This is a genomic window from Pseudomonas sp. TWI929, assembly GCF_039673335.1.
In the GTDB taxonomy this organism is placed as follows: Bacteria; Pseudomonadota; Gammaproteobacteria; order Pseudomonadales; family Pseudomonadaceae; genus Aquipseudomonas.
On record NZ_JBDJLK010000015.1, the window covers coordinates 55,100 to 71,285 of the forward strand.

11 protein-coding genes are annotated in these 16,186 nt (G+C 58.1%); 3 read left to right on the forward strand and 8 right to left on the reverse strand.

Annotation, left to right across the window (positions count from 1 at the left end; all coding sequences use genetic code 11):
• Positions 1-58: 58 nt before the first annotated feature.
• Positions 59-499, reverse strand: coding sequence for a MerR family transcriptional regulator (locus ABE456_RS09365; RefSeq protein WP_224458716.1), 441 nt, complete (start codon positions 497-499; stop codon positions 59-61).
• 325 nt (positions 500-824) lie between these two features.
• Here ABE456_RS09365 and ABE456_RS09370 point away from each other — a divergent pair, with 325 nt between their 5' ends.
• Positions 825-1,757, forward strand: a complete 933-nt coding sequence (locus ABE456_RS09370) for an NAD-dependent epimerase/dehydratase family protein (RefSeq protein ID WP_346643648.1) — start codon at positions 825-827, stop codon at positions 1,755-1,757.
• A gap of 38 nt (positions 1,758-1,795) precedes the next feature.
• On the opposite strand, the gene ABE456_RS09375 is transcribed toward ABE456_RS09370, so the two are convergent.
• Complete coding sequence (locus ABE456_RS09375; protein ID WP_346643649.1) at positions 1,796-2,875, reverse strand: saccharopine dehydrogenase NADP-binding domain-containing protein; 1,080 nt, start codon at positions 2,873-2,875, stop codon at positions 1,796-1,798.
• Between the two features lie 627 nt (positions 2,876-3,502).
• Between ABE456_RS09375 and ABE456_RS09380 the strand changes: the two genes are divergently transcribed.
• Together ABE456_RS09380 and ABE456_RS09385 are read left to right on the forward strand one after the other, a co-directional pair.
• Positions 3,503-4,333: an alpha/beta hydrolase gene (locus ABE456_RS09380; protein WP_346643650.1), complete on the forward strand. Its 831-nt coding sequence runs from the start codon at positions 3,503-3,505 to the stop codon at positions 4,331-4,333.
• 134 nt (positions 4,334-4,467) lie between these two features.
• On the forward strand, positions 4,468-5,475 hold the full coding sequence (locus tag ABE456_RS09385; RefSeq protein ID WP_346643651.1) for an NAD(P)H-quinone oxidoreductase: 1,008 nt from the start codon (positions 4,468-4,470) through the stop codon (positions 5,473-5,475).
• A gap of 423 nt (positions 5,476-5,898) precedes the next feature.
• Here the strand turns inward: ABE456_RS09385 and ABE456_RS09390 are convergent, their stop codons facing one another.
• From ABE456_RS09390 to ABE456_RS09415, 6 genes are all read right to left on the reverse strand, one after another.
• The gene (locus ABE456_RS09390; protein WP_346643652.1) at positions 5,899-6,951 is read right to left on the reverse strand and encodes a hypothetical protein; all 1,053 of its coding nucleotides are present in this window, start codon (positions 6,949-6,951) and stop codon (positions 5,899-5,901) included.
• A gap of 160 nt (positions 6,952-7,111) precedes the next feature.
• Entirely contained in the window at positions 7,112-8,632 is a 1,521-nt protein-coding gene (locus ABE456_RS09395) for a hypothetical protein (protein WP_346643653.1), read from the reverse strand.
• Positions 8,633-9,205: 573 nt separating this feature from the next.
• Positions 9,206-10,834: a mechanosensitive ion channel domain-containing protein gene (locus ABE456_RS09400; RefSeq protein ID WP_346643675.1), complete on the reverse strand. Its 1,629-nt coding sequence runs from the start codon at positions 10,832-10,834 to the stop codon at positions 9,206-9,208.
• 54 nt (positions 10,835-10,888) lie between these two features.
• Complete coding sequence (locus ABE456_RS09405) at positions 10,889-13,348, reverse strand: fused MFS/spermidine synthase (RefSeq protein WP_346643676.1); 2,460 nt, start codon at positions 13,346-13,348, stop codon at positions 10,889-10,891.
• A 142-nt stretch (positions 13,349-13,490) separates the two neighbouring features.
• Entirely contained in the window at positions 13,491-15,059 is a 1,569-nt protein-coding gene (locus ABE456_RS09410; RefSeq protein ID WP_346643654.1) for an arylsulfatase, read from the reverse strand.
• A 104-nt stretch (positions 15,060-15,163) separates the two neighbouring features.
• On the reverse strand, positions 15,164-16,171 hold the full coding sequence (locus ABE456_RS09415; RefSeq protein WP_346643655.1) for an HAD family hydrolase: 1,008 nt from the start codon (positions 16,169-16,171) through the stop codon (positions 15,164-15,166).
• Positions 16,172-16,186 lie beyond the last annotated feature (15 nt).

The following is a 16,186-nucleotide window of genomic DNA, read 5'->3' on the forward strand; positions in this document are numbered from 1 at the left end:
CTATATCCGCGCCGGCCATTGAGCCGGCGCTCTACTTCCCAACAGACGTTGGCATGCTTCATTTGGTTGGTGAAGCGCTCACCCTGTTCAAAGCGATCTCCTCGCGCAGACGGCCAAGCACACGTTGGGTGTTATCCACGCACGGCATTCCGTCCGGCTTGCTTTCAATGCCGTCGATCACCATCAGCAACTGCTCCTTGTTGCGAGCCAAGCGCTGCTGTAACACCTCGATCTCGTCGACCTTGCGCTTCAATCCGGAAAGTAGTTCGTCATGACGCCAACCTTGCGAACTCACCGGCAACAGGTGCCGGATTTCATCCAAGGTAAACCCTGCTGCCTGGGCGCTGGTAATCATCTCCAGTATCCAGACTGCATCATCTGAATAGTCGCGGTAGCCATTGGCCTTGCGCTCAACTGATTGAATCAGTCCGCTTGCCTCGTAAAAACGGATGCGCGAAGGGGCAAGGCCCGTGATTTTCGCAAGCTCTCCAATTCTCATACCACACCTTCACGAAAGTTCTGACCTTAAAGCTCACTTTAACCCCGTGATCACTAAAGAGCCAACTTGATTACGGATCTACGATCCTAGGCCTCATCAAATCGGCCCAACCTATCATCCTGCGCCTACTCTGATCGGGTATACGTACGATAAGGACTTGACCTTAAGGTTTACTTTAAGCTTAAGGTCAGTGCCTGGGCTACGAGAACCTTGCCCTATTGCGCTCAAGGGCGGCAGCCACAGCGTCGCGGCCGGCACAAGCATCGGGCCATCATCATCGCAGTTAGTAGAGAGAAGCCTTCTACTGAGGTTTCCAGGAGACCAAATGCAAACCGTTTTAGGCGCAACTGGCCAGATTGCCATAGAGCTGGCACGGGAACTGAACCGGACATTTACCGAAGATATCAGGCTGGTCAGTCGTAATCCGCGCAAAGTCAGCGACTCTGACACGCTGGTTGCAGCTGACTTACTCGACGCTAGCCAGGCAGCCAAGGCCGTCAAGGGTAGCAGCATCGTTTATTTCACAGCCGGACTTCCGCCAGATACACAGCTCTGGGAAACACAGTTTCCAGTGATGCTGCGGAACGCTCTTGATGCGGCTCGCGCATCCGATGCCAGCTTCGTCTATTTCGACAACACGTATATGTATCCGCAGGATGATCGTCTACTGACGGAGAGCACGCCCTTCGAACCGGTCGGTCGTAAAGGGCAGGTTCGTGCGCAAATGGCATCGATGGTGTTGCAGGAGATGGAGCGAGGCGACATTCCTGTCGTCATAGGGCGAGCTCCGGAATTTTATGGGCCAGGCAAGACGCAAAGCATTACTAACACCTTGGTTATCGACAACCTAAAGGCCGGCAAGACACCTCGGGTCCCCGTGCGGGACGATACTCAGCGAACCCTCATCTGGACTCCGGATGCAAGTCGGGCACTGGCAGCTCTGGGGAATACAACGGATGCATACGGGCAAACCTGGCACCTTCCGTGTGACGACGAACGGCCCACCTACAAGCAATTTGTCACGCTCGCTTCTCAGATTTTCGGTAAGGACGCTACTTATAAAGTTCTAGGTAAATTGACCCTGACAGCTGTAGGCCTGATATCCAAGCAAGTTCGTGAGCTGCGGGAGCTGTTGCCACGGTACGAGCACGACAACCTGTTCGACTCCTCGAAGTACAAGCAGCGTTTTCCAGATTTCAAAGTCACGACCTACCGTCAAGGACTGACTCAAATCTTGAATGAGCTTGGTAGCCGCTGAGACGGACTTCTGGCCCGCCTTGGCTGTGGCATTCTGAGCTAGCTGATCTGGAGAGGACTCGATTCCGGCAGCTGGCTTACCAACATTGAGCCAACCAGTTTGGCGGGTGTATAGGTGCCAGGCACGGGTTTAGACTTCATCAGATACTCCACGACCGCCAGTGAGCCAGTAATCGTCAAACTGTAGCCATTTGCAGTGCGGATTCTGGCGGTCTTCTTTTGTCCGCGCGCGTTCACAACCTCACCCCAGACGAAAGTAGGCTGAAGGGCACGCTTTTCCTCGCTAGGCCCTTTCACTGTTCTGGCGATACGCGCCTTGATCAACCTTTGCACCCAGGCTAATCCAAGCAGCGGCCGGAAATAGTTAGCGCGTTTGGCGTTGGTGATCATGCTTGGTGAGCCCGGAATGAAGACTTCAATGTTGGGAATTCCGGTGGTGTGGTAAGCGGTGGATACATCGCCCCAGGGGATAGTCATGGCATCTTTCTCACCGTCGCCAAAGTCTATCCTGCGCACCTTGTAGGCTAGTGGCACACTTACGATTCTGCCGTCGCGGCGCACTTTACCGCCTTGCGCCAAGCCTTCGACCGAGGTCTTCGCAGTTCCTGGAGAAAATCCCGATCGAGAGTCAAAGCCTAGCGATAGGTGCGTAGCGTCGGGAAGCGCAGCTTTTAACGCGGCTGCGACGCAGTCGGTCGGGATCACGTCAAAGCCCACGCCAGGACAAAGTATGACACCGGCTTGCTCGGCTCGCTTGCTTAACGATTGTGCCAACTCGAATACGGCAATCTCTCCTGTAATGTCGAGATAGTGGGCGCCAGAGCGCAAGCAGGCATCCATCATTGGTGCCGCAGTGGCCGAGAATGGGCCGGCACAGTTCAGAACTAGCGACTGGCCTTGGATCTGATCAGCCAGCAATGAAGCATCACTAAGCCCGAATGCACAAAACTCCAACCCCAATTCATTGGCAAGCGCTTGAATACTTTCCCGGTTACGTCCGGCCACAATGGGCCTAAAGCCTCGGCGTACGGCCTCGCGAGCAATGAGCTCCCCCGTATAACCGTTAGCGCCGTAGATCATCCAGCGCATCTCAGCTGGCGTATTGATTTTTGATCCCATGCCATCGTTTTCCTGATTCGTTCATGACCAAAAGCTTAGTAGCTGACCATCACCAAGAAACTTGTTCCTCACATCTCGATCTCCGTCTCGGTCTACTCGCCAAAACCTGAACGGTGACCATCCTGCGGATGGCCGCTCTATCGGTTAGAGGCGAGCGATGAAGCACTGTCGCATAGCGACGGATTGCAGGTGTCAGCGGTCCCGGGAGCGTAACGTTCAAGCAAACTTCAATGTCAATCGAAGTTTTCCACCCGAGTCAGTGATGATGCTCAAAAAGCTTTGATCTTTCTCTGCGCCGACTGTCTGCTGCAGCCGTCCATTCATCTGTACCGAAGGGGCAGCATTTCGAGCTGGCCTATCCTCACTCTGATCTTTAAGGCTTGACCTTAAAGCCAACTTTAACCTTACAGTGACCAAAGGACGAATACTCTGATTGACCAAGGAAGGCTCCCTGAAGATTGACACCGTTCAGGGGCATGGGAGGAGTAGGTGGTCACGCACCAGAAGGCTTAGCAAGCAGCATGAGCCTCAGATCACCAAAAAAAGAAGGAGCAATACTCGCGTAACAAGCGGTGATGGCTGCTATGCGGCGTTCACCGAACTCCACCGAATTTAGGAGACGCAAACATGGGAAACGTCACGACAAAGGACGGAGTTGAAATCTTCTACAAAGACTGGGGGCCCAAGGATGCCCAGGTAATCCATTTCCATCATGGCTGGCCGCTCAGCGCTGATGACTGGGACGCCCAGATGCTGTTCTTCCTCGCCAAAGGCTTCAGGGTCGTGGCCCACGATCGACGGGGTCATGGACGCTCAAGCCAAGTGTGGGACGGTCACGACATGGACCACTATGCCGACGATGTGGCTGCGGTGGTCAATCATCTCGGTACTCAAGGAGCCATTCATGTCGGTCACTCCACCGGTGGCGGGGAAGTGGTGCATTACATTGCCCGTCATGGTGAAGACCGCGTTCTCAAGGCTGCCATCATCAGCGCTGTACCACCACTGATGGTGAAATCTGATAGCAATCCGGGTGGTTTGCCCAAGCAGGTTTTCGACGATCTCCAAGCCCAGCTCAAGGCCAATCGCGCGCAGTTTTACTATGACGTGCCGGCGGGACCCTTCTATGGCTACAACCGTCCAGGTGCGAAGCCCTCAGAAGGTGTCATTTGGAACTGGTGGCGCCAAGGCATGATGGGATGTGCCCAAGCTCATTACGACGGAATCGTCGCATTCTCGCAAACGGACTTCACCGCAGATCTGAAAAAAATCACCATCCCGGTATTGGTTATGCATGGTGATGACGATCAGATTGTTCCATACGAGGATGCTGGCGTTCTTTCTGCAAAGCTGCTTCAGAACAGCACGCTGAAAATTTACCCTGGGTATCCACATGGGATGCCAACCACTGAAGCCGATACAATCAACGCCGATCTCCTTGCCTTTATTCGAGGCTGATTAGCCATAGGAGCCAGGTCTTTATCCTGGCTCCTTTTTGGCCATTTTGACCTACGTCGACTTCCTCGTGTTAAAGCGAACTGTGGACATATCGGAATTTCCATGCCGCATTATTTTATGCTGAGATTCAGAGTATGAACCCTACCAAACTTCCATCTCATATGATTGCTATCGAAATCAGCCAGCCTGGAGGACCAGATATGCTGGTACCTACCACGCGGCCGATTCCTTGCCCGAAGGATCAGGAGATACTGATCAAGGTGCATGCTGCAGGCGTTAATGGGCCTGACGTACTTCAGCGAAAAGGGTTATATGATCCACCGCCTGGCGCCTCCGACATTCCCGGGCTAGAGGTTTCGGGCGAAGTAGTAGCCATGGGTTCCAAGGTAACTAATTTCGTCATTGGCGACAAAGTCATGGCCCTGGTACCTGGCGGAGGCTATGCCCAATACGCTGCCGCTGATGAGCGTACAACACTGCATCTGCCTGCAGGTTTGAGTTTGGAAGAGGCGGCGGCGCTGCCGGAAACTTTCATGACTGTCTGGACCAATCTGTTTCAGCGGGGGCAATTGAAAGCAGGTGATTCGGTGCTGATCCACGGTGGTGCCTCTGGAATTGGTACAACTGCGACCATGCTTGCTAAAGCATTCGGAGCCTCGAAAATCTTCACCACGGTTAAGAACCAGGAGCAACAAGCTATCAGCCGTGAACTTGGCTCCCATCACCCTATAAATTATACAGAGCAGGATTTTGTAAAGGAGGTCTTGCTGGAAACCGAAGGCCGGGGCGTCGACATTGTTGTAGATATCATCGGGGGTGACTATGTTGATCGGAATTTCCAAGTAGCAGCGATGAATGGCCGCATCGTCCAGATCGGACTAATGAAAGGTCCTTCGGCGACTGTAAATTACTTCCAGCTTCTTGTGAAACGCCTTACTCACATTGGTTCTACCTTGCGATCGCGCACTCATGATGAGAAAAAATTAATTATCGACGAACTTGAAAGCCAAGTTTGGCCGTATATCATTAATGGTCAAATTAAGCCCCGGCTTTGCAAAGCGTTTAGTTTGACTGAAGCACGTGCAGCACACAAATTCATGGAAGATGGGCAACACATCGGAAAAATCATTCTTCTTACCTAGTGTCGACTTCCCCCAAGACTGTTTTCGACGTTTAACGCGCGCCCTGCGGAAACTTTGAGCACTACGATGGGCGGGGATTCGGCAGGGGCTCCAAGCGGTGATGAATGGAGTCACGCAGACGCGACAAATTCTGAGACTCTGAGACGCGCCCTATATGCCTAGTCAGGAAGCTCAGCGAGATGCAGGGCTTTCCAGAGGCAGAGATGAACCGCGAACGCTCGCTTACGACAGTCCGCTATGGGTCGAAAGCAGTCACTCGCCGCTTTCGACCCATACCTGCCCTTCAGATGAAAGAGTACTGGTCACCCCATGTAGGGCATATCCAAAGCCTTTGCGATCCGAGCTAAAACACGTGATGTAGTGGCTCAGATCCGTCAGCCAACGGGAAGGGCCCCAGTGGCCGTGACATTTTTCGGGAAACAATTACGGCCCGCACAGGTTGGGCATTGAATCAGTTCCTTCTTGATCTGCATTCACGGTTGCATCTTTAAGCGAGGGCAGCGTTATCAAGTCAAGCGGTTGAGGCTTGATTACCTTCGCGCCCGGCGCGCTTTGGCAGGTGGCCTTGATCAGGTCGCCAATCTGCTGCAAAGGCAGGTCTTCAGCCCCCTTGGCATCATCGACCAGAAAGTTCTCCCAATGGCCAAGCACGACCAGACGCGGCTTGGTGCTGGCGAGCAGCGCACTCGGATAATCGTCGACGTTCTGCCAGGAACTCACCGCCAGTATCTGTACATCGACAGGTTTGCCGTCGCCCTGGAGCACTGGCAACCCGAAGGGTGGACTGCTTGCCGAGTCCAGATAGTGAAGCCGCAGAACCGGCTCGCCTGCATCATTGAGCAGGTCGATCATCCACGCAAGCACCTGGCCTTGCTTCCAGCCCAGTGCCGTCGAGGGCAGCTCGGTCAGGTCGGCATCCTTGTCATAACTGCCACTGGCCAAGGTGTAACCGGCAAAATGTGGCGCGTGCATGCTCTGAATCGGCATCGCACGAAAATGCCGCTGGGTGGAGTAGATCCAGGTTCCCTTCTCCGCCGGTTTGCCGTTCTGTACCCTCGCCATCTTGCTCTGGGCATCGACCACACGTTCTGGTGCGATGACCGCGCGCAGGATACGCCCAACCGTGACCGAGCCATATGCAATGGCGTTTGGCGCACGGTGCTGCATGATCCAGGGCACATCAAGCAAATGATCGTAATGGGCATGGCCGATCAGGAGCATGGTGACATCGTCGGCCGGCGGCATCTTTTGTGAGAGTTTTATCTCATCCGGCTTCATTGAAAGCGAAAATGGCGAGGGATGACTGAACAGCGGCGCTATCAGTAGAGCCTCTCCACGCCAGCGTACCAGATAGCCGCCAATCCCCAGGAACTGGAAGGTCGGTATTGATGCAGGTTCCGATGGCTCAGCGGCTGCGAACGCAGCGCGGCAATCGGAGACCAGAAGCAGTAACGTCAATATCCAGTAGCGGGCCATACGCGTCTCCCCGAGATCAGGCTCTATACGAAAAATCTTGTGTGGACCCTTGTCGAAGCGGCAGTGCGGCGGTCCCACAGTGATCGCGTGCCTAACGTATGAAGATGCTGCTCAACGTGAATGGTCAGCACTGAACAACGGTTTGCGACGATTCGATGCTTCACGGCGCCTCCACACTCACAGAAGTTGGCGCATTGCAGAACCACATCACCTGTTGAGCCGCCTTGCGCATCGTGACACCAGCAAAGGTTTCAACCGTATTGGCGACCGCCTCATTGTTCAAAGCGCCAATGTTGGCGCCACGGATCAGCGTGCCTACACCCGCAGTGACCAGCGCCTGTGTTGCATTTCCCAGCCGATTGGTTCTCTCCCACTTGGCGTCAGCCCGGCTCGGTTCAACGCATTGCGGTTCATTGTAATCATCGACCTGGAACAGGTTTTTGGCGCAGGCCGTCGAAGTCTTCAATCCCGGTGGGTGCTGACCGTTAGCGTCAAACATTGCCTCGACCAACACTTGCATCAACTGCGGTCCGAGCACGCCTACTGAGGGCGTGCTGATCGTAGGTTTCCAGGGTGCCTTTGGCGATGCACCATCGAATGCGACGGAAATACCTCCAAACTGGATACTTTGTCCGAACAGCGTAGTGAAGCCTTGGCTGCCCAGTGCCGGCAGGGCCGTGCAATGGTCTGGTGAATTCTTGCAAACGTTGTCCACGGCCTGACGAAGCTGGTTCTTTTCGCCATCTGTCAGGGGGGTCTTCAACTTGCTCTCGAACTGTTGAATGACGTCATCCTCCAGCGTCTGCTGATTGACGCTGACTTGTACGAATTGTCCGGCACGAAAGTATTCGTCGAAGTACGTCGCGAGAAACACCGACGCATTGAAGGTCGCCACGAGAGCGATCAGCTTGGGCGTCTCTTTTGGCTCGGAAGCCTTCAATTCCTCCATGATCTGCCTGGCAGTCAGCAAAGTGACCAGACGAAAGGGTTCGAAGCTGGCAAATTGCTGCATCGAAGGACGTATCCTCGATTGATCGGCCGGACCGAACGTGGTGATGCGCTCACTGGTATTGACTGCCAACAATCTCGCTTTCTTGTCGACCATGAGTTTGATCACGTCGAGCCCGGCCCTTGCGGCCTGGTCCGCGCCCGGCATTCTGCTTTGCTGGACTACATAGACTTGTGACCCATCGATGAGCCACGGAATACGTTTTGCCAACTCTTGCTCGACAGTATCAATCCTGATGGCCGAGTTATCTCGTGCTGCCACCTTGACCTTCTCTTTCCGTGCCAGTTCCAGCTTCGCTTCCTGCAACTGGTTGTTCGCTGAGGGGGCGTCCACTCCTGGCGTATCGGGTTTTACCAATGACTCCAGTTCGACATGCAAAATGGGTGCACCGACTTTGTCTTTCATTGCCATCTGGACGCGAGGCTCCAACTCGGAAAAAACCATCGGTGTGCCGGTGCGAACACGCTTGAACGCCGCTTTCAAAACTACAACAGCGCTACCTTGAACTGCGGGAGTAGGCTGCAGCTTAAAACAACTCGGCGGAATTGTCTTGACACGCACCTGCCGCCCACTCAGCAAGTCGCGCGAAGACCATGTAGAGCAACCTGAAAGTGACAACAGCATAGAAATAATCGCAGCATAGCATAGCCGGGACTGGTATATCTGACGCATACGAGACTCCCTGCCCTTGTGTGAATTGCACAGGGCACTGTTCTACTGTTTGGCTCACGGCCCGGTGCCTCAGGGGGCTTGCATGGCACGAAGGGCATCTCGCCCTGTCCCCCATGCGGTAGGTCCATGCGGTGGATTCAGTAGACACTGATGTGACTAGTAACTAGCGAAGCAGACCGATCAAAATATGCAAGGCATATCGCTATCAATCGATAAACCTCTTGGCTATTGTGAAAATAAGGTTTGGTTTGATGCCCACAAGAACGGCCACGCTCAGGATATAACACGGAGTTCGGCTCAGCATTTTCCTTTCATCGCAGGTTTTAGCGAAATCGTCGATCTAAAGAAATCTTTTGTGGTTCTATAAATATTGAGTTCGATAGACTGTCCGCTGATCACAGCGATGATCATGACGTTTGAGTGAGCCCCGTAGTAGGAGTTTCTTCTGATCGTTGTTATGTACTGCAGTCCACCGCTGGATACGGTTTTTTTTTGGGGGGGGCTTAGTAAAATTCCAAGGGCCAGTCTGGTGTAAGTTGTTGATCGGCGAGCAGCGCGGCACCAGGCTGGGCACTACTCACCCTCTTGACCAACACCTGGAGCCCGAGCAGGTGCGGTAAACCACTGCTCGCGCGGCACCCACTTTTCCTGGGCGGGGTCGCCCAGGTAGTGCGGCGACATGATCTGCACGCCGTACTCGTTGAACACATCCTGTATGTTGGCGTGCAACAGGCTCAGCAGCTCTGCCCGCGGCCGGGGCTCGCTCGGCACCGCTTGCGCCACCAGGCGGTATTCCGGGTAGAAGTCTGACAGGCCGGTCTGGAACACTTGCGGCCTGGGCTTTTGCAGTATGCCGTCGGTGCGCGTGGCAGCCTCCACCAGCATTGCCTCCACCTGGCGCCAGGGCGTGTCATAACCGATGGTCACCACGGTGTCGACAATGTAGCCGCGGCCCTGCACCACCCGTGAATAATTGCGTGTCACCGAGCCGGTGATCATCGAGTTGGGCAAGGTCAACACCTCGCCCAGGCCGGTGCGAATCGTGGTGTTGAACACGCCGACCTCGGTCACCGTGCCCTCGTTCTCGCCAACCCGCACATACTCGCCGGCCTTCAGGGTACGTGAGTAGGTCAGGATCAGCCCCGCAGCCGCTTGCCCCACCACGCTGGAGGCGCCCAGCGAGATCATCAGGCCGAGCAGCACCGACAAGCCCTTGAAGGCATCGGTACCCGAGCCCGGGAGGTACGGGTAGGCCATTACCAGGGCAAACAACCAGATGGCCAGCGAGGTCAGCCGTGTGGTGGGTTGCAGGGTTTCTTCGGTCAGCCACTTGATGTTGCCTGGCCGGGCCATACGCTCCAGCAGGCGGCGGCTGAAGCCACTGATACCCCGGGCAATGAAGAAAATCATGATGGCCACGGCAATGCCGGGTATCGCATGCAGGATGCCCTGCAGCAGATAGCGCAACAAGTCGATCAGGTACAGGTTGAGGCTTTCCCCCCAGGGGCGGGTGTAGGGGAATTGCGACAGCACGAAACTCAGCCACTGGTAACTCAGCAACAGCACCACACTCCAGTGCAGCAGACGCAGCAGGCGTTCGATCAAGGTGTAGACCAACTGCATGTCGAACAGCGGCATCTGCCCCAGCCGTATCTGCCGGGCGCGCTCGCGCATCAGTTGCGGCAACAGGCCTTGCAGCTTGCGCCGCGACAGGTTGGTGCCTTTGAGCAGGGCCAGGTAGATCAGCGTGGCCAGTACCGAGTAGCCGACGGCCTTTGACAAGAACCGCAAGCTGCGCGCCTGGCCGGTTTCATCGACCACCTGGCGCAGCAGTGTGGCTGCCTGCTCAGCCGCTTCGCGGGTATCGCCGCCGTCCAGGCCCAGGTCCTGCGGCGCAACGATGAAGGCACGCCGCCCGCCAAGCAGCACCAGGTGGCTGTTGAGAATGGTGTCGACACTGACCTTGAGCTCGTCAGTACCGCGCAAGGCTTCGTCGATCACCGCCGTGGCCCGCTGCGCCCGCGCCGCAGGTGTTTCGCCCAGCAAGGTGGCACGAAAGGTGATGATGCTACGGTTGGCAATGGTCAGTTCGGCAGGCTCACCGGGCACGCCATCGGTGGCACTGCCGACGATCTGGATGCCCTGCCCGAACACCGGGCTCACGATCAACAGCAGCAGGATCAGGCAGTAAACGCGCTTCATCATGAAATTCCCGGGCCGTGTGACAAACGTCATGCAGGTAGTGATAGCACGGGTTTACTGCCCAGGGCCGAGGAACCAGCGGAAATACGGGTTATTGCCGTCACTGCGCGCCAGCTCGCGGGCCTCCCGGGCCCAGGCCTGACGATTGCCGTTGTAAGCGTGCAGGCTGAGGCTGTAGAACCGCTGCAAGGTCTGCCACTGGTCGTTGACCGCACTGGCAAAGGCCGGCTCCGCCCCCTCCAGCGGTACAGGTGTACGCAACGCCAGCAACGCTGGCAGGACCCGGGTGATTTCCCGTGGCCGCACCCAGTTGGCGTACTCGATGCGCGGTTGGTCATCGGTAACCGCCAGGGCGTCTGCCGCGTAGCGCTCAAGCCCGCTGCGGTCGGTAACCCAGGTGGCCAGCAAGGCTTGCGGCGAGTCGATCCCGACCTCGGCAAGGGCCGCAGCCACTGCCGGTTGCGCCAGCCGTTCACGGATACGCGGCACGTTCAACTGCAGCGGCTGCAGCGAGCCAATCAGCAGCATCTCGTGAAACTCGGTGGTCCACAGCGAGGCGTGGGGGAACACGTCGATGAAACTGCGCACCAGTGCCCGGCTGTCTTCGTCATTCTGGGTTGGTAAGGGCAGCCATTGGGCAACCAACCCGTTGGGCTGCAGGCGAGAAGCCGCCAGTTGGTAGAAGTTGCTGGAATACAGGTTGACCACGCCGGCCGCCGAGGGTGGCGGAGGCTCCAGCGTTACCAGGTCATAGCGCTGTTCGCTGCGCAGCAGCTCACGGCGGCCGTCACGCAGGCGAATGTCCAGCCGTGGGTCGACAACAGCGGCAAAATTGCCCTTGAACAAGGGCGCAGCTTGCAGCACCTCCGGCAGCAGTTCGGCCACCACTGGCCGCTCCAGGCCTGGGTAGCGCAACATGGCCCCGGCGGTGATGCCGGTACCAAAACCGATCACCAGTGCAGAACGCGGCTCACCTTTGTGGATCAGTAGCGGCAGCAGCGCCTGCAGGCGCATGTAACGCAATGACGGCATGGCATCGCCGGTGTTGGACACGCCCTGGATATACAGGCGGCTGAATGTCTGGCCCTGGCGCCCCTGGGTGACCACCGCCACCGTGCCGCCCTTGCCTTCGTGGTAATACACCAACTGCCCGTTACGTGCCCCCGGCAGCAACTCGGCCAGGCGCTGGGGTGGCGTGAAGGCTGCCGCGAGCAGGGTGACCAGCGCCACCCCTGCCACCGTAGCCGCCAGCGGGCGGCTCACGCCCACGCCGCGCCAGGCCGCCACCAGGCCAATCAACGCCGCCACACTGGCCAGCGTTCCCAACGCACGTACCAGGCCAAGCTGCGGCACCAGCACAAAACCCGTCAGCAGCACCCCGACAATGCCGCCCAAGGTGTTCAGCGCCACCACAGCGCCGACATCGCGACCAACATGGCCGCTGTCCACTGCAAGGCGCAAGGCCAGCGGGAATGCCGCGCCCAGCAGCGTTGTAGGTAGCAACACCATGGCCACTGCCGCGATGGCAAAACGTGCACACATACCCGCCAGCTCGCTGCCGGACAGTTGCAGAACGAAGGCTTCTGCCTGAGTCTGCACGACCACCAGCCAACGCCCAAGCCCGGCAATCTGCAGTACAGCCAGCAACCCGGCGACGGCAATCAGCAAGCCGAACAGGCCCCAGGGGTCGCGAATGCGGTCGGCACGCCGGGCATACAGCGCGCTACCGGCCAGCAGGCCAGTCAAATAAGTGGCCAGCACCACGGCGAAGGCAAAGGCGCGGGTACTCATGAACGGCACGATCGACTGGCTCCAGACCACTTCGTAGCCCAGCGCCACGCCCCCGGCCAGGCAATACAGGCCGATGGCCAGCCGCGCCTGCGTACTGCGGGGCACGCCGGATACGCCGGCCATCGGCGGCAATGCAGCTTCGCGCCGGCAGGCCGACCAGGCGCCCAGGGCCGCCAGCAGGTTCAGTGTTGCAGCCGCACAGGCACTGCCAGTGACGCCCAGTTGCGGTAACAGGACGAACGCTGCCAGCAAAGTGCCAGCGATGGCGCCGGCCGTGTTCGCGGCGTACAGGCGCCCACCCGCTTCTGCCAGTTGCCCGGTCGCCGGTTGCAGTGCGCGCACCAGCACCGGCAAGGTGCCACCCATGAGCAACGCGGGAATACCGACCAGGGCAAACGGCAAGCACCAGGCCAACAGGCCTGCGCTGGCTTCAAGGCGTGCGAACGGCCCCGCCGCATGCGCCAGCCCCAGGGTTGCAGCAATGCCCAGCACGGCCACGGCCAGCTCCAGCATCATGTACAAACGTACTGGCCGGCGCAGCCGGTCAGCCCAGCGGCCGAACAACAGGCCGCCCAGGGCCAGGCCAGCAAAAAAGGCACTGATGCCGGTGGCCACGGCATGCACTTCCACACCCACCACCAGCGACAGTTGCTTGATCCACAGCACCTGGTAAACCAGGCCTGCGGTACCGGAAAGGAACAGCAAGGCGGCAGGTAACGCCATCAGCATGCGTGCCTTGGTAGAGGTACTTGAGGTGACAGCAGACGGTGTTGCGGCTGAGGCCATGGGCAAACGCCTTGTCAATTGAGGGGGTATCGGTACAAGCGTTGCAGGAGCGGCGCCGCACCGCCGCTCCTGCATGGGCTTATTGCTTGTTCATTTTCTCCTCGATCTTCTTGTCAACGTCCTTGCGTACCTGATCGATGCTGAAGCTCGCAGGCCGCTGGCTAGGTGGGTACTCGACGAAGGTTTGGAGGAACTTGGCCGCTTTCTGTGTGGCCTGGAACACCAGGTAGTCGTTTTTGGTCAGCCAGTCGTAGTATTGGTCGGAAACGATATCGGCGCGCTCGTAAGGGTCCTGGCGCAGGTCGAACAGCTTCGGCACTCGCAGGCAGGTAAACGGCTCGCTCCATACCTGCAGACCACCGGGTGCGCGCTGTTCGCAGTAAACCACCTTGAGATCCTTGAAGCGCATGCCGACCAGCTCGGCATCGTCGTTGAAGTAGTAGAACTCGTCACGTGGGCCCTTGTCGGCCTTGCCGGTCAGGTAGTCCAGCTGATTGAAGCCGTCGAGGTGCACCTTGAAGTTCTTGCCACCCACGTCAGCGCCCTTGAGCAGCCGTTCCTTGATGTCCGTGTCCCCGGCTACCGCAAGCAACGTAGGGAACCAGTCCAGCCCCGAGAACATCTGCGTGCTGACCGTGTCGGCCTTGATCTTGCCGGGCCAGCGGACTATCGCCGGCACCCGGTAGGCACCTTCCCAGTTGGAGTTCTTCTCGTTGCGGAACGGTGTAGTCGCGGCATCCGGCCAGGACCACTGGTTCGGCCCGTTGTCGGTGGTATAGACGACGATGGTGTTATCGGCGATCTTCAGGTCATCGAGGGTCTTGAGCAACTTGCCGACATCGCCGTCGTGCTCGAGCATGCCATCGGCATACTCATTGTCGATCATGCCGGCCTGCCCGCGCATGGACTCACGTACATGGGTAAAGGCGTGCATGCGCGTGGTGTTCATCCAGACGAAGAACGGTTTGTCGGCCTTGGCCTGCTTCTCGATGAAGTTGATTGCCGCCTGGGTGGTCTCGTCGTCGATGGTTTCCATGCGTTTCTTGGTAAGCGCACCGGTGTCCTCGACCTTGCCGTCGGCACTGGACTTGATTACCCCGCGCGGCGAAGTGGCCTTGGTGAACTCGGTGTCATCCTTGGGCCAGCGCGGGCGCTCTGGTTCCTCTTCGGCATTGAGGTGATAGAGGTTGCCAAAGAACTCGTCGAAACCGTGGTTGGTGGGCAGATACTCGTCACGGTCGCCCAGGTGGTTCTTGCCGAACTGCCCAGTGGCATAGCCATGGGCCTTGAGCGCCTGGGCGATGGTGACGTCGCGCGCTTGCAAGCCCACCGGCACGCCCGGCATGCCCACTTTGGAAAGACCGGTACGCAGGGTCGCCTGCCCGGTAATGAACGTGGAGCGCCCTGCCGTACAGCTGTTCTCGGCATAGTAGTCGGTGAACATCATGCCTTCCTTGGCGATGCGGTCGATGTTGGGGGTCTGGTAGCCCACCACACCTTTGCCATAGGCACTGATGTTGGTCTGCCCGATATCATCGCCAAAGATCACCAGAATGTTGGGTTTGTCTGCCGCGCTGGCCAGGCCCGCGCCGAACGTTGCCGTGGCTGCGAGGGCAGCCGCCGACAACCATGCTCTACTGGACTTCATAGCTACGCTCTCCGTTTCACGTACTGCTGTAGTCCACGACTTCGCGCACTAGGTGTACCGACCACCAACTGGGCCAAGTGCTCCTGCGGTTGGGTTATCAATGTTCATGGTGTGTCGAAGGGGTATACGCGGCGCCAGTCGCGCGCCATGTCTACTACCGTCCAGCCCTTCGCCTGTGCCTGGTCAAGCGCCTTGTCCAGGCGCCCGACGTTGCTCTTGCGGTCATAGGCCCACTCCCGCTGGGCATCGGTATGGTGCACCAGCCCGGCAAGGCGCCGGCCCTGTCCGGCCATGGTCCACTGCAACATCTGCAGGTCGCCGTCAGAATTGCCAAAGGCGAAAATCGGCCGCCTGCCAATGATTGCGTCGATGCTGACCGGTTTGCCGGGGCCGTCGTCGTTGTGCAGCACCTTGGGCAGGCGCTGGATGCTCAGCTTGCCTTGCTGGTCCTGGAAGCTGGCCGCCAGGGTGGTGCCGATCACCTGTTCGGGCGGGATGCCATAGACCTCTTCGGCAAAGGCACGCATGAAGGCCACCTCGCCGCCCGAAACGATATAAGTCTTGAAGCCGTTGGCACGCAGGTAGTCGAGCAGCTCCAGCATCGGCTGGAACACCATCTCGGTGTATGGCTTGCCACTGCGCGGGTGTTTTGCGCTGCCCAGCCAGCTGCGGCTGCGGGCGATGAAGTCGTCGCTGCTGATGCCCGAATGGGTGGCGGCAACGATCTTGAGGATGCCGTCCATGCCCTGTGCAGCCAATGCCTGGTGGTCGTTGTCCAGCACCGCCTTGAACGGCTGCTGTTCACGCCACTGTGGGTGAGCAGGTGCCAGGCGCTTGACCTCGTCGATGGCGAACAAAACCTCGAAGTACATCGGTTGCTCGCTCCACAGGGTGCCGTCGTTGTCAAACACGGCAATGCGCTCGGCAGGCGCAACGTAATCCGGCCCGCCCGGTTTGCTCACGGCATCGACGAAGGCGACGATAGCCGTGCGCGTCGGCCCGTCGCGCCAGGCCGGCAAGGGTTCGGCCGCCTGCGCCAACAGCGGCAGCAGGGCCAGCAACAGGTACAACAGGCCACGTACGTGAGCGACTCTGGCCGGCAAATGACGCATAGGCTTCCATCCTTG

Excerpts from the sequence above, each read along its gene's own strand:
- ABE456_RS09390 (WP_346643652.1), bottom strand. The coding sequence starts at position 6,951 with ATGGCCCGCTACTGGATATTGACGTTACTGCTTCTGGTCTCCGATTGC.
- ABE456_RS09410 (WP_346643654.1), bottom strand. The coding sequence starts at position 15,059 with ATGAAGTCCAGTAGAGCATGGTTGTCGGCGGCTGCCCTCGCAGCCACG.
- ABE456_RS09370 (WP_346643648.1), top strand. The coding sequence starts at position 825 with ATGCAAACCGTTTTAGGCGCAACTGGCCAGATTGCCATAGAGCTGGCA.
- ABE456_RS09385 (WP_346643651.1), top strand. The coding sequence starts at position 4,468 with ATGAACCCTACCAAACTTCCATCTCATATGATTGCTATCGAAATCAGC.
- ABE456_RS09400 (WP_346643675.1), bottom strand. The coding sequence starts at position 10,834 with ATGAAGCGCGTTTACTGCCTGATCCTGCTGCTGTTGATCGTGAGCCCG.
- ABE456_RS09380 (WP_346643650.1), top strand. The coding sequence starts at position 3,503 with ATGGGAAACGTCACGACAAAGGACGGAGTTGAAATCTTCTACAAAGAC.
- ABE456_RS09365 (WP_224458716.1), bottom strand. The coding sequence starts at position 499 with ATGAGAATTGGAGAGCTTGCGAAAATCACGGGCCTTGCCCCTTCGCGC.
- ABE456_RS09395 (WP_346643653.1), bottom strand. The coding sequence starts at position 8,632 with ATGCGTCAGATATACCAGTCCCGGCTATGCTATGCTGCGATTATTTCT.
- ABE456_RS09415 (WP_346643655.1), bottom strand. The coding sequence starts at position 16,171 with ATGCGTCATTTGCCGGCCAGAGTCGCTCACGTACGTGGCCTGTTGTAC.
- ABE456_RS09375 (WP_346643649.1), bottom strand. The coding sequence starts at position 2,875 with ATGGGATCAAAAATCAATACGCCAGCTGAGATGCGCTGGATGATCTAC.
- ABE456_RS09405 (WP_346643676.1), bottom strand. The coding sequence starts at position 13,348 with ATGGCGTTACCTGCCGCCTTGCTGTTCCTTTCCGGTACCGCAGGCCTG.